Annotated in this window: 18 protein-coding genes and 2 tRNA genes; 9 read left to right on the top strand and 11 right to left on the bottom strand. The window is 71.5% G+C overall.

The genetic code is table 11. From position 1 onward, the window contains the following. Nucleotides 1-60: 60 nt before the first annotated feature. The 3 genes from FHR82_RS19795 to FHR82_RS19805 all read right to left on the bottom strand — a co-directional run bounded on the left by FHR82_RS19795 (nucleotide 61) and on the right by FHR82_RS19805 (nucleotide 5,493). Complete coding sequence (locus FHR82_RS19795) at nucleotides 61-363, bottom strand: hypothetical protein (RefSeq protein WP_184811944.1); 303 nt, start codon at nucleotides 361-363, stop codon at nucleotides 61-63. Nucleotides 364-437: 74 nt separating this feature from the next. Next, on the bottom strand, nucleotides 438-4,781 hold the full coding sequence (locus FHR82_RS19800) for an AAA domain-containing protein (protein ID WP_184811945.1): 4,344 nt from the start codon (nucleotides 4,779-4,781) through the stop codon (nucleotides 438-440). A 28-nt stretch (nucleotides 4,782-4,809) separates the two neighbouring features. Beyond that, nucleotides 4,810-5,493, bottom strand: coding sequence for a hypothetical protein (locus FHR82_RS19805; RefSeq protein WP_184811946.1), 684 nt, complete (start codon nucleotides 5,491-5,493; stop codon nucleotides 4,810-4,812). A 377-nt stretch (nucleotides 5,494-5,870) separates the two neighbouring features. Here FHR82_RS19805 and FHR82_RS19810 point away from each other — a divergent pair, with 377 nt between their 5' ends. The 3 genes from FHR82_RS19810 (at nucleotide 5,871) to FHR82_RS19820 (ending at nucleotide 7,737) form a co-directional block, all read left to right on the top strand. Then, a complete protein-coding gene (locus tag FHR82_RS19810) occupies nucleotides 5,871-6,776 on the top strand; it encodes a Sco1979 family transcriptional regulator (protein WP_184811947.1) in 906 nt (301 codons plus the stop codon). Nucleotides 6,777-7,183: 407 nt separating this feature from the next. Beyond that, entirely contained in the window at nucleotides 7,184-7,402 is a 219-nt protein-coding gene (locus FHR82_RS19815; RefSeq protein WP_184811948.1) for a DUF397 domain-containing protein, read from the top strand. After that, nucleotides 7,402-7,737 carry a hypothetical protein gene (locus FHR82_RS19820; protein ID WP_184811949.1) on the top strand — a complete coding sequence of 112 codons (336 nt, stop codon included), beginning with the start codon at nucleotides 7,402-7,404 and terminating at the stop codon, nucleotides 7,735-7,737. The genes FHR82_RS19815 and FHR82_RS19820 overlap by 1 nt, the downstream gene beginning before the upstream one ends. Nucleotides 7,738-7,834: 97 nt before the next feature. Here FHR82_RS19820 and FHR82_RS19825 read toward each other — a convergent pair whose 3' ends face one another. The 3 genes from FHR82_RS19825 to FHR82_RS19835 are packed head-to-tail and all read right to left on the bottom strand — an operon-like array spanning nucleotide 7,835 to nucleotide 9,503. After that, on the bottom strand, nucleotides 7,835-8,509 hold the full coding sequence (locus FHR82_RS19825; protein ID WP_184811950.1) for an SDR family NAD(P)-dependent oxidoreductase: 675 nt from the start codon (nucleotides 8,507-8,509) through the stop codon (nucleotides 7,835-7,837). A gap of 38 nt (nucleotides 8,510-8,547) precedes the next feature. Continuing rightward, nucleotides 8,548-8,982, bottom strand: coding sequence for a rhodanese-like domain-containing protein (locus FHR82_RS19830; protein ID WP_184811951.1), 435 nt, complete (start codon nucleotides 8,980-8,982; stop codon nucleotides 8,548-8,550). Then, a complete protein-coding gene (locus FHR82_RS19835; protein WP_184811952.1) occupies nucleotides 8,979-9,503 on the bottom strand; it encodes a cysteine dioxygenase in 525 nt (174 codons plus the stop codon). Before FHR82_RS19835 ends, FHR82_RS19830 begins: the two co-directional genes overlap by 4 nt. 216 nt (nucleotides 9,504-9,719) lie before the next feature. Here FHR82_RS19835 and FHR82_RS19840 point away from each other — a divergent pair, with 216 nt between their 5' ends. Beyond that, nucleotides 9,720-10,088 (top strand): Na-translocating system protein MpsC family protein, encoded by a 369-nt coding sequence (locus FHR82_RS19840; RefSeq protein ID WP_184811953.1) that lies wholly within the window; start codon nucleotides 9,720-9,722, stop codon nucleotides 10,086-10,088. A gap of 35 nt (nucleotides 10,089-10,123) precedes the next feature. Next, nucleotides 10,124-13,219 carry an ATP-binding protein gene (locus tag FHR82_RS19845; RefSeq protein ID WP_184811954.1) on the top strand — a complete coding sequence of 1,032 codons (3,096 nt, stop codon included), beginning with the start codon at nucleotides 10,124-10,126 and terminating at the stop codon, nucleotides 13,217-13,219. A gap of 2 nt (nucleotides 13,220-13,221) precedes the next feature. Here FHR82_RS19845 and FHR82_RS19850 read toward each other — a convergent pair whose 3' ends face one another. Continuing rightward, nucleotides 13,222-13,932 (bottom strand): hypothetical protein, encoded by a 711-nt coding sequence (locus FHR82_RS19850; protein WP_184811955.1) that lies wholly within the window; start codon nucleotides 13,930-13,932, stop codon nucleotides 13,222-13,224. Between the two features lie 28 nt (nucleotides 13,933-13,960). Next, nucleotides 13,961-14,170, bottom strand: a complete 210-nt coding sequence (locus tag FHR82_RS19855; RefSeq protein ID WP_184811956.1) for a hypothetical protein — start codon at nucleotides 14,168-14,170, stop codon at nucleotides 13,961-13,963. 512 nt (nucleotides 14,171-14,682) lie between these two features. Here FHR82_RS19855 and FHR82_RS19860 point away from each other — a divergent pair. The 4 genes from FHR82_RS19860 to FHR82_RS19870 all read left to right on the top strand — a co-directional run bounded on the left by FHR82_RS19860 (nucleotide 14,683) and on the right by FHR82_RS19870 (nucleotide 17,009). Beyond that, nucleotides 14,683-14,756 (top strand) — tRNA-OTHER (locus FHR82_RS19860). 1 nt (nucleotide 14,757) lies between these two features. Then, nucleotides 14,758-14,828 (top strand) — tRNA-OTHER (locus FHR82_RS19865). A 1-nt stretch (nucleotide 14,829) separates the two neighbouring features. Further along, nucleotides 14,830-15,216 (top strand): hypothetical protein, encoded by a 387-nt coding sequence (locus FHR82_RS46260; RefSeq protein ID WP_225944084.1) that lies wholly within the window; start codon nucleotides 14,830-14,832, stop codon nucleotides 15,214-15,216. Between the two features lie 71 nt (nucleotides 15,217-15,287). Further along, the gene (locus tag FHR82_RS19870; protein WP_225944085.1) at nucleotides 15,288-17,009 is read left to right on the top strand and encodes a hypothetical protein; all 1,722 of its coding nucleotides are present in this window, start codon (nucleotides 15,288-15,290) and stop codon (nucleotides 17,007-17,009) included. Between the two features lie 3 nt (nucleotides 17,010-17,012). On the opposite strand, the gene FHR82_RS19875 is transcribed toward FHR82_RS19870, so the two are convergent. Genes FHR82_RS19875 through FHR82_RS19885 form a run of 3 tightly spaced genes read right to left on the bottom strand, consistent with a single transcriptional unit; the run spans nucleotide 17,013 to nucleotide 19,389 of the window. Next, nucleotides 17,013-17,861, bottom strand: a complete 849-nt coding sequence (locus FHR82_RS19875; protein ID WP_184811957.1) for an ABC transporter permease — start codon at nucleotides 17,859-17,861, stop codon at nucleotides 17,013-17,015. Then, entirely contained in the window at nucleotides 17,858-18,838 is a 981-nt protein-coding gene (locus tag FHR82_RS19880) for an ATP-binding cassette domain-containing protein (protein ID WP_184811958.1), read from the bottom strand. The genes FHR82_RS19875 and FHR82_RS19880 overlap by 4 nt, the downstream gene beginning before the upstream one ends. Before the next feature lie 11 nt (nucleotides 18,839-18,849). Beyond that, nucleotides 18,850-19,389, bottom strand: a complete 540-nt coding sequence (locus FHR82_RS19885; protein ID WP_184811959.1) for an NADPH-dependent FMN reductase — start codon at nucleotides 19,387-19,389, stop codon at nucleotides 18,850-18,852. Between the last annotated feature and the right edge of the window lie 37 nt (nucleotides 19,390-19,426).

A 19,426-nucleotide genomic window follows, 5' to 3' on the forward strand; every position in this document is an offset into this window, starting at 1 on the left:
CGATCACCGTCGGCTGGCCGAACCCGCCGCAGGACCCGGCAAACGTTGGTGGACACAGCACTAGCTCGCCTTGCTGACGGTCCACTCCGCGGAGTGGGGCAGCAGGCCGGGGACGTCCTCGGTGAGGCGCGCGAAGTCGATCACCTGGCCGATGAGGCTCGCCGGGTCGTTCTCGATGGCCGCCCACGCCCTGGCGCGTTCCTGTTCGCTCGCGAAGCGGCCGTGGTCGAAGGCACGCCGTGCCGCGTTGCGCAGTGCGTCCAGGTCGTGGACGACGACCGAGATCTCGGCCGCTATGTGGAACCGCCGGTCCCGCTGGCCTGCCATGGCCAGCACCTGGGAACGGCTCAACTCGTGGGTCATGGCTCCATGGTGCGCCCGGAATAGCGGACTGACCAGGTGAAACAGCCCATTCCGGGTAAAGACCGGGGTACCCCTTAGGGGCGCGGGCGGATGTCCAGCGCACGCAACCGGGACAGCAGCGCGGCCATCGTGCGGGGCTCGTCGGCGTAGAAGGCGGACTCGCGGATCCAGTGCAGGTGCCAGCCGCACCGTTCCAGGTCGCGCTGGGTGGCCAGGTCGCGTTCGTAGGCAGGCGCGCCCTGCCACGTGTCGCCCTCGCACAGCACGGCCAGCCTGGACTGCGCGCCGACCACCAGCAGGGACAGCCGCAGCCGCTCCACCGAGTGCGCCGGGACCACGCCGTAGCCGAGCGTGACCAGCCGGTGCGCCACCCGCTGCTCGAACAGCGAGTCGAACGGCTCCACCCGCACGTCGGTGGGCACCGGCGCCGCGAGCGTGCCCTCGTCGTCCTGGGCCGCCATCACGCCGTAGCAGTGGTCGAGCAGCTGGAACCGCATGTCCTCCGGGTTCCCCAGCGCCGACAGCGGCACCGAGTGGAACACCTGCATCTGGTCCCGCGCCCGCGACGCCGCCACGTTGTACCGCTGTACGTACATCTCGCGGGTCAGCGGCATGAGCCGGTCGCCTGCGCCCGCCACCATCGACAGGAACATCACGTCCCGCTCGGCGCCCTGGAAGTCCGCCGAGTCGCCGCACTGCAGCTTCCGCGCGGCCCAGTCCTCCGGCGGGATCCGGTCGAGCAGCCTGCGTTCGATCGCTTTCGCCTGTGCCGCACCGAGGAGCGAGATCACGCCGAACGTCTTGCCGTCGTACCGCGGGTCGGCGAGGCACTTCTCCAGCTGCTCCACCACGGCCTCGACCTCGACCGCGTTGACCTTGTTCGTCGTGCCCTCCACGGTGCCGCCCACGTTGACCGCGCGGATCGGCGGCAGCCGGTCGGCGCCGTACTGCCGCACCGGCACCAGCCTGATCCCGTCCGGTTCGTACGCCACCCGGTTGGAGAACCCGATGATCTCCGGCACGCAGCGCCGGTGCTCGGTCAGCGTCAGCAGCCCGCGGTAGCGCATCTTGGCCTCGTCGAACAGGCTGCGCTGCGGGTCCTGCCACGCCGACCGGTACGGGTCGTCCGCGAGGTACTGGCCCGCGAGGTCCCGCAGCTGCTGCTGGTCGACACCCACGGCCGTCGGCGACACCTGCTTGTCGTCGCCGATCACGACCATGCGTGGCGCCAGGTACTGCAGGAACGTCGCCTCCAGGCCGGCCTGCGACGCCTCGTCCACGATCACCACGTCGAACATGTCGCGGCGGATCTGCAGCTGCTCCGCGATCCGGTACACCGGCATGATCCACACCGGCACCGCGGGGCGGCACCGGTCCATCGCCTGCCGCACCTCGGCCCGGCGCTGCGCGGCGTACTTGCCGGTGCCCTTGCCGAGCCTGCGCACCAGGTACGCGTAGTGCTCCAGGTTCGCCCGCGCCTGCCCGGTGAGCCGGTCCGGCGACACCGCGTGCCGCCAGGCCCGGGTCGCGGCGAGGGTCTCGACCTCGCGGCGGATCCGTTCCTCGGTCAGCGCGATCTCCGCCTGCACGGCGTTGACGTCCGTCGCGCCGCGCGCCGCCACCCACGCACCGGCCGCGGCCCACACCCACGCGTCACCGAACGACGCGAGCTTCTCGCCCCACGCCGGCGGGTTCGCGGCGACCGCGGCCCGCAGGCGCGGCGGCACCCGGGAGCCCAGCTCGTCGCGGCGGGCCAGCATCGACCGGACGGTGACCAGCCGGGCCAGGCGCTGGTAGGCCGTGGCGTACGCGGCCGGGTCGCGGTCCCGCACGGCCGCCAGCAACGCGGGCACGCACGGCGCCGCGTCCGCCCGTCCGGCCACTGTGGACACCGCGGCGGCCAGGCGGCGCAACGGGAGCGTGGCCGTGGTGTGCGCGTCGACGGCGGCCGCCACGTCGACCAGGTCGGCGTAGCGGCGGACCGCGTCCAGGTCCGTCCAGTCGGGACGCGGCAACCCGGCCTCGGCGAACCGGTGCTGCTCGGCGTCGAGGGCCTCGCCCAGCCGCAGCACGCGGTGCAGCTGGTCCAGCTCGGTGCGATGCCACTCCACCCGTTCCGGCGCCGGGTCGTCCGGCAGCAACGGCACGCCGCCGGGCCAGGCGCGGTCCAGCGCCGTCAGCAGCTTCCGCAGCTGGGCCCAGCGGATGAACGCCAGCACCTTCGGCAGCGTGGTGGGCGGCAGGCCGTCGACCCGCACCACGTCGAAGAACGGTTGTGCCTGCTTGACCACCTTCGGCGTGAGCGCGCCGTACTTCGGCGAACCGTCGGGTCCCGTCCTGATCGTGCCGGTCTCGACGTGGGCGCGGACGCGTTCCGCGTGGGCGAGGAGCAGGTCGAGGTTGCCGTCCGCCGCCACCTCGGTGAGCGGCCCCAGGTCGCTGACGAGCTGCGCGGCGGGCAGGGTGAGCTGCCCGATCTGCTGCGCCCGCGAGTGCCACAGGCGCGCGCGGCCGGTCTGGATGTCGGCGAGCGCCTCGCGCATCCACGTCTCCCGGCGCCGCGCGAGGTCGTCTGCCTCGTCGGCCAGCTCCGACAGCCGCCTGCGCAGCTGCGCGCGGGCACCCGGCTCGATGCCGCGCACCGCGTCGAACGCGGGGTGCTGCTTGAGGTCCGCGTGCGCCGCCTCGATCTCCGCGGCGGCCCGTTCGGTGTCGGCGAACTCCGCGAACACCTGCGGCGCCGGTGCCGTGCCCAGCTCGACGAGTCGTTGCGCCGCTTCGGTTTCGTCCGCCAGCAGCGCGGTGTCGGTCAGCAGCCGGTGCCACTCGACGACGTCCTCGGTCGGCAGCGGCGGCGCGCTCTCCGGGGAGACGTCGGCGTGGTCGCGCAGCCAGCCGAACCTCGGTTCCTGGCGCAGCAGCTGGAGCGCGATCGCGGCGAGCGTGCCGCGGTAGCCGCCGTGGTCGTGCTCGCGCACCTCGTCGCGCCGGGCCGCGACGAGCTGGCCGTGCAGCTCCGCGCGGCGCAGCCCGAGCCGTTCGACGTGCGCGAGGCAGCGGCGGACCGTGTCGGCGGCCGCGTCGTCGTCGTGGTCGGTCGCGGCGGCGGCGATCCGCTCGACCGCGACCTTCAGGTCCGACATGTCCTCCCGCGACGACCCGACGACCGCCACCGACAGCGGCTTGATCTCGGTCGGCAGCTTGTCGCGGACCTCCCGCAGCGCGCGGTCGGTGTGCGCGGTGACGAGAACCCTTTTGCCCTGTGCCAGCAGGTGCGACAGCAACGCGGCCGCGGTGTGCGTCTTGCCGGTGCCCGGCGGGCCCTGCACGAGGGTCTGTGCCTGCGCGTCGACCTGCCGGACGATGCGGAGCTGGGTGTCGTTGACCGGCAGGGGGAGGAACGTGTCACCGTCCACTTCGACCAGTGCGCCGTCCGGCGCGTCGCCGGTGTGGACGCGGGGCCGGTGATCCGGGTCGACGAGCGGCGCCAGCCCGTCCGGGACCACGCCGTCCTCGCCGAGCCGCGCGACGATCGTGGAGAAGATCTCGACGAGCCCCTGCTGCGACCGCCTGCGCAGGATGACCGCCGGCGCGTACGCGGCGACCGCGTTCTGCCTCGGCTCGGGGGCCGCGTCGTCGTCGCGGTACTCGCCGTCCGGGTCGAGCGCGTGCACCAGCCGCCGCACCAGCGCCGCGGTCTCCTTGCGGTGCAACGGATGCGCCTCGAGGTCGCGGGCGAGCACCCGGATGTCGCCGACGTGCCGGGGGTTCGGCACGAGTCCCGGGTCGAGCATGTCCAGCTCGACGTCCGCGGCCGCGACCGACTCGACGCGGTGCACGGTCAACCGGCCGGAGTCGTCGTCGAACCGGATGCCGGCCGGCGCGGTGAGCAGGTGCCTGCGCGCACCGGGCCCGGCCCACGCGAGACACCCGACCCCGAGGACCAGCTCCAGCTCCTCGGGATTGCCGAGCGCGGCGACGTACGCGGCGAAGAGCTGCGCGTAGCAGGCACGAACGGGCCGGTCGGCACGCTCGCGCGCGGCCCAGCTCTGCCAGTCGACCAGCCACGAGACGTACCGTTCCGTCAGCTCCGGCGGTGCGTCGTCGGCGAGCTGGGGCGTGGTCGACGGCTCGCGCCAGTCGGCGGTGAGGTGGTCGCCGAGGCCGTCCGGCACGGGTGGTTCGTGCCGGACGACCCGCTCGACGGTGAGGATGTCGGCGTCCGGGTCCGGGTCGCCGCGGTGCGCGGAGCTGACCGCGGGGTGGTCGGGCAGGTCGGCCAGCCACAGCACCGACCGGTACCCGTCGACGGTGCGCGGCGGCTGGTTGCGGAGCTGCTGTGTGCGGCCGAGGAACTCGAACAGGCGAACAGCACGGCCGACCAACGGATCGGCGTCCCCTCCGGTCGCCTGGTTCACACCTGTCAACGGTACCGGAAGATCCAGGTCAGTCCTGGTCCACCACCGGCGGGGGCACGTCGAACACGTCGACCCGGATCTCGCTGGTGCCGTCGTGCTCGAACGTGTGCAGCCGGACCCAGCTGCCCTCGGCACTGGCCTCCAGCGCCGCCTCGACCGCGTTCGTCACCGCGTCACCCTTCGCGAACTTGCTGATCCAGGTGAACGACAGCGGTGCCGAGCCGGGCAGCACCCACGTGCGCGCCTCGGCGCCCGGCGCGACGACCGCCTCTTCGGTCAGGAGTTCGAGCTCCCAGTCGATCCGGCCGCGCGCGTCGGCTTCGTTGCTCAGCCGGATGCCGAGGTCGACCAGGAACGCGGCCCGGACGAACTCCTCGAGGTCGTCCCCGTCGAGGTACATCAGCCGCACCCGCTCGACCGGCCCGAACTGCCCGAAAGCGCCAAGAGGTGGAGGGGGAGCGCAGCGGCGCGCGAGGAAGTCCCGCACGCCGATCCGGACGGCCTCGGGGAAGTCGGCGAGCCTGCTCGCCAGATCGGTCTCGTCGCGGGTGATGAGGTAGACGTTCAGCCCGTCGAGCAGGCTGTCCGTGCGGTGGAGGTCGTCGGCGCCGAGGCTCGTGACGGCGTCGAGGGACTGTGGTTCGTCGGTGTCGATGGCGAAAACCCGGCTCTTGCCGGGTGTTCTGTGCGCGAGGAACTCGCGGACGGTCATGGGGATCTCCGCTGCGTGACAAGGGAAGGCTGGTTGTCGCTCACAGCTCCGGTACCGCCGGACCCGCACCGCGGCCCCCAGCATGGCACGGCTACGCGTGGCAGCTCAACGGTTCGCCGCCGTTGTAGGCGATCATGTCGCCGATCGCGCCCAGCGGTGCCACCACCTCCTCCAGCACGGTGATCGCACCCGAGATCGAGCCCTGCATGGAAGGGCGTGCCCCCGGCCGTGGTGGTGATGTCGTGCGCGGTGCTGGTCCCGGGGTACACCATAAGACGCAGTGCTGGTCCGATCCGGCGGTCAGTCTCCTCAAGGCCGCGTTGAGCGCGTACTCTGGGTGTTCTGGCGGTAACCGTCGATGTGAGGCAGGAGGGCTGATGGCGCCGGAAGACCCTCGAGGCGAGGAGTCTCCCAGGTTCGGCAGCGGCGAGCAGCCGTCTGGCGCCCCGACGGCGCGCCGGATCGTGCTCGGCGCACAGCTTCGCCGTCTTCGGGAGGCCGCTGACATCAGCCGTGCCGACGCCGGCTACGCCATCCGCGGTTCCGACTCGAAGATCAGCCGCATGGAACTGGGCCGCGTGGGCTTCAAGGAACGCGACGTGGCCGACCTGTTGTCGATGTACGGCGTCCACGACGCGGACGAGCGCAACGTCTTCCTCGACATGGTCAGCAAGTCCAACGAGCGCGGCTGGTGGCACCGGTACTCCGGCACCATGCCGAACTGGTTCCAGGACTTCGTCGGTCTCGAGGAGTCGGCGTCCCTGATCCAGAGCTACGAGCTCCAGTTCGTGCCGGGTCTCATGCAGACCGAGGACTACATCCGGGCCGTCGTCAGCCACGGCAGACCGGAACTGCTCGACCAGGACGGCGAACGCCGGGTCGCGCTCCGCATGCAGCGCCAGAAGGTGCTGACCAGACAGGGCGCGCCGCGCGTGTGGGCGGTGGTGGACGAGTCCGTCCTGCACCGGCCCATCGGTGGGCCGAAGGTGCTGCGGGAGCAGATCGAGTACCTGCTGGAACTGACCAAACAGCCCAACGTGACGTTGCAGATCCTGCCGTACCACATGAGCGGGTACGCGGCCGAAGGCGCGTTCTCGATACTGCGGTTCGCCGAGCCCACGTTGCCGGACATCGTGTACATCGAGCATCTGAGCGGTGCGCTCTACCTGGACCGGGTCGAGGAGCTCGAGGTCTACGGCCGGGTGATCGACCGGTTGGCCGTGGACGCCGAGACGCCTGACCGCAGCCGGCAGCTGCTGTCGAAGTACCGGCAGGAGATCTGAGGCCGGCTCCGCGCGGCGGCCCCGATCCCGTTTGACGTTGTGCCGTCCACTCGGACCTGCCCACTGGCACTTCATTGTTCGTGCCCATAGGGTTCGTGCATTCGGGTGACCCTTTGCTGTTGTTGTGAATCGTTATGTTCTGGCGCTTCACATACCGGCGTGACTGCATGTGTCGCCCAGCATCACCCGGTCGTGACCCAAGTTGCAGGGATGTGTTGCCGACAGTGATATTCGCTGGGCCCTGGTCACTTCTGGGTGCACCCTCAGTAGTGACGGAGACTCCTGCAGTGCGCGCCCGAGCGAATGCACGTGCATTTACCGCTGCACTTGCCCGTGTTATCGTGCAATCGGTCAATGCACGTGCAGATGCACCCACTGTTTGCGATGTCGGAAGGTGGGGTCTCCTCATGGACACAATCCACAACGGCGTTTCGGCGGACGAACTCCCCGGCGCGGACTGGCGCAAGAGCAGCTATAGCGGCGCTGTCGGTAACTGTGTGGAACTGAGCTGGTTCGACGAGCGGGCGGGCGTGCGCAACTCCCGTGACCCGCATGGGCCTGTGCTGGTGGTGCCGACGTCAAGGCTGCTGGCCTTCGTCGAAGGTGCCAGGGAACGGAGTGCTTGATGTCTTCCACTGGTGTCGACGCCGTCAGCGTCGACTTCCAGTTGCGTGCGCTGGTCGGCAAGGGTTTCCGCTTTGTCGACCCGCGTGACGAACACGGTGACGTTCTCGCTGTCGTGGGGGTCCGCGCCCACCACAACGTCCTCGACGTCGTCGAACTGCACGGCGAGGATGACGTCATCGCCACGCGGATGCCGCCCGACCAGGACGTCCTGGCTCCGCGGCGCGTCTACTGGCGGGAGCAGGGGCCCGCGTCAGTGGTCATGGCGAAGTTGTTGTCCCTGCCCGACGAGTACCTCCCCGGCTCGCTGCACCTCCCGGCCAGGGTGAGCGCCTAGCTCGACCACGCCTCGCGGCGCGCTCGGCGTGCCGCCGCTGGTGTCCACCGGGTACGGATCGCGGACCTTCCCGTCGCTGTGGGGAATCTGGCGGTGGCTAGTAGGTCGCCCGCCCGCCGCTGATGTCGTAGACCGCGCCCGTGGAGAAGCTGCAGCGGTCCGACGCCAGCCACGCCACCAGTTCGGCCACCTCGTGCGCGGTTCCCATGCGGCGCATGGGAATCAGGCTCACCAGGCGCTCCAGCACCGCGGGAGCGGTCGCCGCGTTCATGGGCGTCTCGATCACCGCCGGGGCCACCGCGTTGACCAGCACGCCGCTGTCCGCGAGTTCTTTGCCGAGGGACTTGGTGAGGCCCAGGACCGCCGCCTTGCTGGCCGAATAGGCCGCCAGGTTCGGGTTTCCCTCCTTGCCCGCGATGCTGGCGACGTTGACCACGCGGCCCCAGCCGCGGGCGACCATGCCGGGGACGAACGCCCGGCACATCTGGAAGACGCCGGTCACGTTCACGGCGAACGTCGCCGCCCACTCGTCGTCCGCCACCTCGGTGAACGGCTTGTTCGGGCCGATGATGCCCGCGCTGTTGACGAGGACGTCAACGGCGAGGTCGGCGGCGGCCTCCTCGACCGCCGCCGATGACGTGACGTCCAGGCGCAGGTCCGCGCCGGGGGCGAGGTCGGCGGTGACCACCGAGAGCCCGTCCTCGGCGAGCCGCTCGGCGCATGCCTGCCCGATGCCGCTCGCGCCCCCGGTGACCAGCGCCGTCCGTCCCATGCGAACCTCCCGCGTCAACCCCAGAAATAGAACATGTTCTAGTACGTTACCCCGGTCAGCCGGGTCACCGTCGGGAGTCCGGCCGACCGCCACGCCGCGAAGCCGCCTGCCACGTCCCGCACGGCACTCAGCCCGAGCTGGCGCATGACCTGGTGCGCGGCGAGGCTCGACGTGTAGCCCTCGTTGCACATCAGGACGACCTCCTGGTCGCGGTCGCCGTACCGCAACTGCGTGAGCCGGTGGTCACTGGTCACGTCCAGCCGCCACTCCAGGACGTGCCGCGACACCGCGATGGCGCCGGGCACCTCCCCGTTGCGCCACCGGTACTCGACCGGCCGCAGGTCGACGAGCAGCGCGCCGCGGCGCATGGCCTCGGCCGCTTCCAGGGGGGAGTAGCGGACGATGCGCGACCTGGCGTCGTCGAGCAGCGCCTCGATCGCACTCACCGCGTCGGTCGCTGGAGCTGCGCTCATGACGCCACCTCCCGCAACACCGCTGCTTGGGACTCGAGTGCGGTGGTGTCCGGCTCCGGGGTGTCGCACAACACTTCGCGCAGGTGGTGCATGCCGGTCGGCAGCCAGCAGTAGAAGTTCATCGCACGCAGCGGTGGGGAGTAGGCGTGGATGGACACCGTCGGCTCGGTGCTGACGTTCACGAGGTTGTGCAGGTAGTCGACGCCGAAACCGACGGCGTCACCAGCCTCGTGCCGCCTGGTGCGCAGGCCCGGCCGGGCCACGGCGCCGAAGTCCTCGAACAGCGACCCGCGTGCGACGGTGAACGCGCCGGCACTGCCGCCGTGATCGTGCAGCAGTGTGTCCTGGCCGATGTCCCAGCAGATGAGCCACACCTCGACGTCGTCGGTGCGGCGCAGGCGAACGTAGAACCGTTCGGTGAGGTCGAATCGGACCTGATCGGCCCATTCGAGCGGACTCGCCGCGATCTCGGTCACGAGGTTCCGCAACGCGGGCACGGCGAGTTGACGCGATTTACTCACGAGACAAGCCCTTTCGCTTGGTTGCCCGTGATCTCCTCGCGCGCTGACCGGTCTCGACGACCGGCCCTCGCCCGTGGCCACCACGAGCCGTGTCTCGTTCGAGTCGCACCGCCGCTCCTCGCGCTCCGGCGAGTCACTGCGGCACGGCCCGATCAGCCACTATGGTTTTCAGGTGGGGTGAGCTGACGTGCTCAGGTCGAGAGGGTAGTGCCCGCGATGCGGATAACCAAGGCGCAGCGGAACGCCGTCGCCGAGAAGATCACCAGCCTCGAGCGCGCGTTCTACGGCCGCGGTCCGCGCAACGTGCAGGTTTCGGTGTCCGACGACGAGCCCGTGAGCCTGATCGTCCTGTCGATCGACACGCTCACCGTGGCCGACGCGGTACTGAGCGCACGCGGCTACCGCGACTCGGTGATCAAGCACCACGAGGCGCTGCACGACGCGACCAGGCAGGACTTCCTCGAGGCGGTCGAGGGCATCGTGGGGGAGACCGTGACCGCGTACCTCGCGCAGGTCCACCCGTCGACCGGGCACGCGGTCCGGGTGTTCGTCTTCTCGGCGGAGATCCCCGCGGAACCGGAATAGGCGTTTTGTCGGACCCTCGTCCTACTATCGGCGGCATGGCACCTGGACTCATCGGGCGGGACCATCCCGCCGGCGTGCTGCGCGCCGAGATCAGCCGTGCCACCGACAGCCACGGCGGGCTCGTGCTGGTCACCGGCGAGGCCGGGATCGGCAAGACCACGCTGGTCACCGACGCCGCCGAGGTCGCGCGGCAGCGGGGCGCGCTCGTGCTGTCCGGCTCCTGCTGGGACTCCTCGGCCGCGCCCGGCTTCTGGCCGTGGGTGCAGGTGATCCGCGGGCTGCGGCGGCAGGCGGAGCCCGGCGAGTGGGTGGCCGCGGAGGAGGCGGCGGGCGGGCAGCTCGCGATCCTGCTCGGCGAGGCGGGCACCGACGACCCGGCCGACGGGTTCGGCATGTACGACGCGGTCACGTCCGCGCTGGTGGCGGTGTCGCAGCGGCGGCCGGTGGTGGTCGTGGTCGACGACCTGCACTGGGCCGACCCGTCCTCGGTGCGGCTGCTGGAGTTCGTCGCGCAGCACACGTGGTTCGAGCGGCTGCTGCTGGTCGCCACGTACCGCGACGTCGAGGTCGACGCGGGGGACCACCCGCTCGCGTCGCTGATGACGGCACTGCTCGCCAAGGCCACCACGGTCACGCTCACCGGGCTCGGGCGCGACGAGGTCGGTGCGCTCATGGCCCGCACCGTCGGCGCGGAACCCGACCCGGACCTGGTCACCGAGGTGCACCTGCGCACCGGTGGCAACCCGTTCTTCGTCGAGGAGACCGCCCGGCTGTGGCACAGCGGCGGCTCGGCCGAGTCGGTGGCGCCCGGCGTGCGGGACGCGGTGCGGCGCAGGCTGTCGCTGCTGCCGGAACCCGTGTCCCGGCTGCTGACCGGCGCCGCGGTGCTGGGCCGCGAGTTCCACCGGCAGGTGCTGGCGGCGTCGGTGAGCGCGCCGGTCGCGCAGGTGGACCGGCAGCTGGCGCAGGCAGTGGCGGCGCGGCTCGTGACCACGCTCGGCGACGGCCGGTTCGCGTTCGCCCACGACCTGGTGCGCGAGACCCTGTACGCGGGCATCGACGAGGCAGGCGGGGACGATCCGCGCGGCGAGCGGCACGCGGCCGTGGTGCGGGCACTCGACCGGTCACCCCAGTTGGCGGCGCGGATCTTCCCCGCCGACCTGGCCCGCCACGCCTACCTCGGCCGCGCGGCGCTCGACACCGACCAGGTGGTCGAACTCCTGGTGGCGGCGGCGAAGGAGGCGCGGCGGCGGTTCGCGACGGAGGAGTCGGCAGGCCACTACCGGCGGGCGGTCGAGATCCTCGACCCCGGCGACCCCCGGCGCGCACGGGTCGGGCTCGACCTCGGTGTGCAGCTGCACCACTTCGGCGAGCGCTCCGAGGCGTGGCAGGTGTTCGAGGAGGTCGCGGGCATCGCGCTGTCGCTCGACGACGTCGACCTGCTCACCCGCTCCGCGCTGACGATCTACGGCCTGTCCACCCCGGACGGGCGCGCGAAGCTGAAGACCGACCTCATGCGCAGGGCCTACGAGCGGCTGGTCCCCGGCGTCGCCCCGCCCGCCGGCTCGCTCGACCACCTCGCGCAGGAGGTGATCATGCGGATGATCGCGATCGCGCGGGACGGCGGGGACGACGACGCGCTCGGCTTCAGCCTGTGGACCCAGCACGACACGCTGTGGGGCCTCGGGCACGCGGCCAAGCGGCTGGCGCTCACCGACGAGCTGGCCGGGATCGCGCGCCGCACCGGCGACTACGAGATGGAGCAGTACGCGGTCTCGCTCGGCTGGGTCGCGAAGCTCGAGCTGAACGACCCCGGCTACCTCGAGCGGTTCACCCAGTTCCTGGCGCTCGCGGAGGAGAAGCGCGAGATGTCGACGATGATGATCGGCACCTACGTGGACCGCAACATCATCGCCACCTTCCAGGGCCGGTTCGACGAGGCGGAGGCCTGCCTCGGGTACGCGCGGGACCTGCCGGTGGCGGTGGAGCACTTCGAGTACCTGGACCACCACCTGCGGTGGGTCATGGCGCAGCTGCGCGGCCGGTTCGACGAGCTGGCCGACCTCCGGACGGCGGCGATCGCGGCGAAGTACCCGGTACCCGCGCTGCTGGAGGGGATCACGGCCGCCACGAGCGGCGACACGGCGACGGCGCAACGCTGCCTCGCCGAGCTGGAAGCGTTGCGGGAACCGGTGTCCAGCGCGTACGAACCGCTGCTGGTGCGCCTGCGCGCGCTGGTGGCGGTGACGACCGGGGACGTCGCGCGGTGCGCGGCGCTGTACGAGCACCTGGCGCCGCACGCAGGCACGTGGCTCGTGTCGATGTACGGGTGCGACATCAGCGGGCCGGTGTCGCTGTGGCTGGGGCACCTGGCGCTCGCGCGCGGGGAGACGCCGGCGGCGGTGTCGCACTTCGAGGCCGCGCGGGACCAGGCGGACCTGCTGGGGTCCCGGCCGTGGTCGGTGGAGGCCAAGGCAGGCCTGGCGGCCGCGCTCGACTCGCACGAGCTGCGTGCCGCGGTGGCGCGGGAGGCGGCCGCACTCGGCATGCGACACCTGACGTCCGAGCAGGTGGACTCGTTGCCGCACAACGAGTTCCGGCTCGCCGGTGACACGTGGTCGCTGTCGATGGCGGGCCGGACCGTGCACCTGCCGGACAGCAAGGGCCTGCGGGACCTGCACGTGCTGCTGCGCGCCCCGGGCAAGGACATCCCCGCGACCAGGCTGGTGAACCCGGCGGGCGGCGCGGAGGTGGTGGCGTCGGCGAGCCTGGCGGGGGACGCGGTCCTGGACGACGAAGCCAAGTCCGCCTACCGGGCCCGTCTGTCCACCTTGGACGAACAGATCGCGACGGCCGTGGACCGCGGCGACGACCGGCGCGCTGCCAGGTACGACGAGGAGCGTGCCGCACTGCTGACCGAACTCCGCACGGCCACCGGCCTTGGCGGCCGCACCCGCCGCCTCGGCGACGAGGCCGAACGCGCCAGGAAGACCGTGACTGCGCGCATCCGCGACACGTTGCGCAAACTCGACACCCGCCACCCCGAACTGGCAGCACACCTCCGCGCCTCGGTCACGACCGGCAGCACGTGCGGCTACACCCCGGACCGGGAGATGGCCTGGCACCTGTGAGGTCAGCCGCCCTCGCCGCCGCCACTCGCGAGGTGGCGGTGGTGTGCGAGGGCTTCCTTGTAGGCGGCGATGGCTTCCTGGAGCTGCCCGCGCGCGGCGAGGTCGTCACCGACGCTCTCGAGGAACCGCGGCAGGTCGTCCCCGGCGGCGGGTGACGTCCCGGCGACCGTCAGGTGCACCCGATGACGGCCCTGCGCCCTGGCGTACGCGGTGAGCCAGAGCTGCGCCTCGGCGGGGTTGGTGACACCGCAGGCCTTGACGAAGTCGCTCACCTGTTCCGCGCGTGCCGGGAAGTTGCCCGGCCTGAGCATCCAGTGCCCGGTGCTCTTGGGCAGCCGGTTGCCGGAGGCCTTGGCGATGTCCTCGAAAGACCGCTGTGCCTTGGCCTTCAACGCCCGCAGCTGTGCCACGAACTCGTCGGGGGTGTGCGCTTTGAGCGCCTTGCCGAGCGGCCCGTCCTCGTCGGGTTCTCCGCGCGGGGCGCTCTCGCTCGCGGCATCGAGGTACCGCCAGGTGCGTTCCCACCTGTCGATCACGGCCTTCGGTTCGCCGACGGCGTCCAACACGGCGCGGACGTCCCTGAGGTCCGGCCACGGCGCGTCCCGCCGATCCAGGAACTCGAGCTGCCCTGGCCGCACCCCCATCTCCCCGGGGCTCGGCAGCCCGGACCGGGTCCAGAGCGCCCGAAGCTCGTCCAGCGCCTGGCTCCGCATGGCTGCGACCTCGCCACCGGCCTCGCCGTCAACCACGCCGCCTGCCCCTGGTCAGGAGCACGTCCGCGCAACCGATCGAGGTGAGCAGCCACACCACCTCGGCGGGGGCGAGTCCGTGCCACACCAGCACCAGGACGAACACCAGGAGCACGGTCGCGGACCGCGGCACGGGGACGAGCAGGGGGAGGCAGCGGAGCGGCGCCACGACAGCCGCTCCGGTGGTGGGTTCCGGAGGCACCGGTGCCTACTTTCAGCGTGGGGGACAACGTCTCGTACAGCCGAGCGCGACATCGCGGAGGGGACCGATCACCGGAGCAGTTCGCGCTACTCCGGGCCCTCACGGGAGGTCGTGTAAGCCATGATGCCCACGGGGTCGGTGGCGGAACCAGACGTACGCCGTCCGAGTCTCGTCCAACTGAACGTGACGACGGTCACATGACGAAGCGGATGGATGGCCCGAATCCTCGAGGTCGATGTCGAGAGGTCCACCGGCAATCATGCCTTGTCGGCCGCGTGACGGGAGCTGACCTGCGACGACGGTACCCGCGCCGCCGCGTCCAACGCGAGTCGGACGACGAGCCGGGTTCTGGGGACTTTCGCGCCGTCTCCCCGTACCTTCCGTGGTGCCGGAGGCTCTCGCTGTACAGCCGAGCGACGAACGGCATCGCGGCCATCCCCGTTCGCGCGGGGGTGGCCGCACCCGCAAATCCGGTGCCGCCACCGCACGGGATGGCTAGCATCGCTCGTGAGCATGGAGAAGATCAGTGGTTGATCGCCCGGCTTTCTCCGGGAGGGCGCGGGTTCGAATCCCGCCTCCATGTCCAACCTGGAGTAGTTCAGCGGCAGAACGCCCGGCTGGGACCGGGAGGGCGCGAGTTCGACTCTCGCCTCCAGGTCATGACAGCCGGGTATGCCTTCGGGCAGTTGCAACGCGCGCTGCGCCACGCCGGGGCGGACTCCGCGCGGGCGGCGGGCTGGCGGGCCGTGCTCGACGGGATGGCTGACGGCACGCTCATCGTCGGTTCCCGCACACCCGTTGCCGACACGCCGGCGTGGGTGACGCTCGAGGTCCTGCACGGCGGGTTCGCCACCGGGCGGTACCTCGCCGAGGCGCCGCTGCGGCAGGACGAGGCCGAGGTGCTCGACGCCGCGCACCTGCCGGGGACCACCGACCGGGAGCGGCTCAACCTGTACTACCTCACCGACGCAGGCCAGGCCGTCCTGCGCGACGCGCTCGCCACCGGCACGTACCGGGTCGACTCCCCGAGCACGCCGCGCTCCTGACGGTCACCTGGCTGCTCGCCAACGACCACCACGCGGCGGCTCTCGACCTCGTCGCCGAGCTGCGGCCGCTCATGCACCGGCTGCGGCTGACCCCGTACCTCCGGCAGTCACCGTCGCCGGCCGGGTCGGTCGTGAAGCTCGCGTCCGTTGGCCAGGTCAGGGCGGTGCTGAAAGCAGTCACCACACCCGCGGCCATCGCGACGATGCGTACCAGGCTCGCCGAACAGCCGCTGTACGACCGGATCGTCGCGCTCTGGTGCGACACCGTCGAAGGCGACCTGCCCGCGCTCGACGGCGGCGAGGTGACCGGCGGCTGGCCGTGCCGGGTGTGGCCCGCCGACTGGGCCGAGCGGCGGACGCGGCTGCTCGCCGAGTCCGCCGAGGTGACACGGCACCCGCGCAGCAACTTCACCCGCCTGCGTGCCGCGCTGGTGGCGTGTGAGACCGACGGCCGGGCACTGTCCGCGCGGGACGTCGGCTGGGTGCGGCGTGCGCTCGCCAACACCGTCGGCAAGCACGGCGCACCCGGTTCCGCACAGCGGACGGCGCTGCGCGAGCACGAGCTTTCCGTTGTGGCGCAACCGACCCGGGCCGCGATGGCCGCGGTCGTGGCGGCCCGGCTCGACGCGTTCCCCGACGACGGCGGGGTGCCGTCGGTCGACGAGGTCGCCGTCGAGGTCGACGGCCGCACCGTGCCCGACAGCATCACCGCGAAGGTGGAGCGGGCGCTGGAGGCACCGGTCGAGGAGCTGGTCGCGCGGAACGTGATCACCTCCGGCGAGGTGCTCGCCACGGTGCTCCCGCAGATCACCGCGTCGCTGCTCGCGGCGAACATCGAGGACCCCGCACTGTCCGCGCTGTACGGCCAGACGTACGCGGCGTTCCGGCGCAGGCGCACCCTGCTGCTGCTGAACCTGGAGACGCAGGTCCGGTTCGGTGAGCTGCCCTGGGTGGCCGCGGTGGAGCCACTGCGTGCGCACCGGCGCGATGCCGCCGACGCCGCGCGGCAGACCCTCGCACAGACCACGATGCTCGCGTGCACCGCGTTCCCGCACACGATCCTGCCGAACCCGCTCGTGAGCGAGTTCAGTGCGCTCGCCACGCAGGCGGACCTGCCGCTGCCGCTGGTGGAGGAGGTCGCGGCCGACATCTTCACGGGCACGTTCACCACGAAGTTCCGCGACGACGCCGCGGTCGCGAGCCGGGTCATGGCGGGCACGCTGTACGCGCGGTACTACGACCTGCCCGAGACGTGGTCCGGCCGCACGACCACGAGGTGGGGCCGGAAGGTCGCGGACGACTTCGCCGAGGCGTGCGTCGCGCGGGCGGCCGAGGCGCGGACCGGCGGCGCACACGGCGTGGCCGCGAACGGGACCGTGCTGGAGCAGAGCCAGATCCTCACCACCCACAACCTGGCCGTGCTGGTCGACGCGCTCGGGCTGACCGACCGGCTGGCCGCCGTCGCGCCCCGCCTGGCGGGGGAGGCGCTGAGCTGGGCCGTGCGCCGGATGGCCGTGCCCGCCGTGCACGGGCACGCGGCGCTGGTGGCGGTCAAGAACGCCGCCTACGCGTGGCGGCAGGGGATCTTCTTCCTCAGCTTCTGCGACCCCGAGACCCAGCAGGCCACGATCGACTGGCTGCGCCCGCAGCTCACCGGCACCCCGGTCCTGCCCGCGGTGAACGGTCTCGCCGCGATCGTGGCGGGCGACCGGTTCGACGCGAGGGGAACAGTGCCGAGTGGACGCCGGTGGCTCGGCTGGAGCACCGGCGCCCACTGGGCACTGAACCGCTGAGGGTCACTTCCTGTTGTAGAGCCGCATCGTCAGCGTGCCGAACACCGCGACCAGCACGGCGGAGGACACCAGCACCCAGGTGATCTCACCGGCGTCCGGGTTGCCCTGCATGAGCCCCCTGGTCGCCGCGACCAGGTGCGTGATCGGGTTGACCTCGACGAACGCCCGCAGCCAGCCCGGCATCGTCTCCGGCTCGACGAACACGTTGGACAGGAACGTCAGGGGGAACAGCACCATCATGCTGACGCCCATCACCGACTTCTCCGACCGCAGGAGCAGGCCGAACATCGTCCAGATCCACGAGAACGCGAACGAGAACACGATCAGCAGCACCATGGCGATCAGCACGCCGCCGACGCCGCCCTCGGGCCGGAAGCCCAGGATCAGGCCGACGACCAGGATCACCGCGCCCGCCGTGACGTACCGCAGCACGTCGCCGAACAGCGCGCCGACCAGTGCGGCCGGACGCCAGATCGGCAGCGTGCGGAACCGGTCGAACACGCCCTTCTCGATGTCGGTGTTCACGCCGACGCCGGTGTACATCGTGATCATCACGACGCTCGTAACCATGATGCCCGGCAACAGGAACTGCAGGTACTCCGTCACGGACCCGGCGAGCGCGCCGCCGAACAGGTACGTGAACATCAGCGTCATCATGATCGGGAACGCGGTCACGTCGGCCAGCTGCTCCGGCACGTGCTTGATCTTCAGCAGTGCCCGCCAGCCGAACGTGACCGATGCCGACCAGGCGCTCGGCCTCGGCGGCGCCTGCCCGGCGGCGAGGACCGCGTTCAGGCTCTCGACCGCCGGGGTGTACGTGGCGGCCTTCTCCTCCGTGGCTGCGGCGGTCATGCCGCGACCTCCTTCTCGGTTGCCGGGTGGTCGGTCAGCGCGAGGAACACCTCGTCGAGGGTCGGCTGACCGAGTGCGAAGTTGTCGACGGTGATGCCGACGGCGGCCAGCTCCGCCAGCGCGCGGGACGCCTGTTCGGCCGCCTCCCTGTCACTGTCCTCTCCGGACAGTTGCGCGGTCAGCGCCACCGGGTCCGCATCGGGTTTCACCCCGGGGCCGAGGATCTTCGTCAGCACCTCCAGCGCGGCCGGGCGCTGCGACGCGTCCCGGAGCCGGACGTGGACCGCGCCCGCGCCGACCGACGCCTTCAGCTCACCCGGCGTGCCCTCGGCGATCACCTTGCCGCGGTCGATCACCGCGATCCGCGACGCCAGCTGGTCGGCCTCGTCCAGGTACTGCGTCGTGAGCAGGACCGTCGTCCCCTGCGCCACGATGATCCGCACGATGTCCCACACCTGGTTGCGGCTGCGCGGGTCCAGGCCGGTGGTCGGCTCGTCGAGGAACAGCACGTCCGGCGTCTTCAGGATGCTCGCGGCGATGTCGATCCGCCGCCGCATGCCGCCGGAGTAGTTCTTCACCTGCCGGTCCGCGGCGTCGGTCAGCCCGAACGCCGCCAGCAGCTGCGCGGACCGCTCGCGGGCCGCCGGCTTGCGGTGCCCGAGCAGCCTGCCGATCAGCACCAGGTTCTCGGTGCCGGTCAGGTCCTCGTCGACCGACGCGTACTGGCCGGTCAGGCTCACCCGCTGCCGCACCGCGTCCGCTTCGCGCAGCACGTCGTGCCCGAACACGCGGGCCTCGCCGCCGTCCGGCCGCAGCAGCGTGGCGAGCATCCGCACGGCTGTGGTCTTCCCCGCCCCGTTCGGCCCGAGCACCCCGTACACGGTGCCCGCGGGCACCGCCAGGTCGATCCCGTCGACCGCCCGGTTGTCGCCGAACACCTTCACGAGGCCGGCAGTCTCGATCGCCAGCTCACTCATCGCTATCCCCTCTATGTGACATACGGCCTGGTCGCGCGTGCCGCGCGCAGTGCCTCGCCCCACCAGACGACCTGGTCGAGCATCGTGGTGGCGGCCGGCTCCTGAGCCGGCCCTGGTTCGTTCTCCATCAGGTCCAGTGCGACCTCGCCGCGCACGGCGTGGGTGTGCAGGTCGGTGAACACCACCCGCAGCGCGGCGACCGCGTGGAACCCACGCGATCGGCAGCCGTAGGAGACGAACCCGACGGGCTTGGCGTGCCACTCGTCGTAGGCGAAGTCGATCGCCTGCTTGAGCGACGCCGGCACACCCCGGTTGTACTCGGGCGTGACCACGACGAACCCGTCCGCCCGGCCGATCGCCGAGGTGAACCGGTTCATCTCCGCGGTCACCTCCGCCGGGTAGCGCGCGGGGAAGTCGAAGTCCACGAGATCGACCAGGTCGACCTCGATGTCGTCCCGCCGCTTCGCGATGTCCGCGAACCACGCCGCGACCGAGTCGCCGACCCGCCCCTCCCGGGTACTGCCGACGATCACCGCGATCCGCTGCCGCATCGGCCCCTCCTTCACCTGACACCCGCTAGGCGCGAGA

Source organism: Actinophytocola algeriensis (assembly GCF_014203735.1).
GTDB classification, from domain to species: Bacteria; Actinomycetota; Actinomycetes; order Mycobacteriales; family Pseudonocardiaceae; genus Actinophytocola; species Actinophytocola algeriensis.

Coding starts and splice junctions, on each gene's coding strand:
- FHR82_RS19795 (WP_184811944.1), bottom strand. CDS start 363: ATGACCCACGAGTTGAGCCGTTCCCAGGTGCTGGCCATGGCAGGCCAG.
- FHR82_RS19820 (WP_184811949.1), top strand. CDS start 7,402: ATGTCTTCCACTGGTGTCGACGCCGTCAGCGTCGACTTCCAGTTGCGT.
- FHR82_RS19880 (WP_184811958.1), bottom strand. CDS start 18,838: ATGAGTGAGCTGGCGATCGAGACTGCCGGCCTCGTGAAGGTGTTCGGC.
- FHR82_RS46260 (WP_225944084.1), top strand. CDS start 14,830: ATGACAGCCGGGTATGCCTTCGGGCAGTTGCAACGCGCGCTGCGCCAC.
- FHR82_RS19845 (WP_184811954.1), top strand. CDS start 10,124: ATGGCACCTGGACTCATCGGGCGGGACCATCCCGCCGGCGTGCTGCGC.
- FHR82_RS19825 (WP_184811950.1), bottom strand. CDS start 8,509: ATGGGACGGACGGCGCTGGTCACCGGGGGCGCGAGCGGCATCGGGCAG.
- FHR82_RS19810 (WP_184811947.1), top strand. CDS start 5,871: ATGGCGCCGGAAGACCCTCGAGGCGAGGAGTCTCCCAGGTTCGGCAGC.
- FHR82_RS19875 (WP_184811957.1), bottom strand. CDS start 17,861: ATGACCGCCGCAGCCACGGAGGAGAAGGCCGCCACGTACACCCCGGCG.
- FHR82_RS19840 (WP_184811953.1), top strand. CDS start 9,720: ATGCGGATAACCAAGGCGCAGCGGAACGCCGTCGCCGAGAAGATCACC.
- FHR82_RS19870 (WP_225944085.1), top strand. CDS start 15,288: ATGCACCGGCTGCGGCTGACCCCGTACCTCCGGCAGTCACCGTCGCCG.
- FHR82_RS19805 (WP_184811946.1), bottom strand. CDS start 5,493: ATGACCGTCCGCGAGTTCCTCGCGCACAGAACACCCGGCAAGAGCCGG.
- FHR82_RS19815 (WP_184811948.1), top strand. CDS start 7,184: ATGGACACAATCCACAACGGCGTTTCGGCGGACGAACTCCCCGGCGCG.
- FHR82_RS19850 (WP_184811955.1), bottom strand. CDS start 13,932: ATGCGGAGCCAGGCGCTGGACGAGCTTCGGGCGCTCTGGACCCGGTCC.
- FHR82_RS19885 (WP_184811959.1), bottom strand. CDS start 19,389: ATGCGGCAGCGGATCGCGGTGATCGTCGGCAGTACCCGGGAGGGGCGG.
- FHR82_RS19830 (WP_184811951.1), bottom strand. CDS start 8,982: ATGAGCGCAGCTCCAGCGACCGACGCGGTGAGTGCGATCGAGGCGCTG.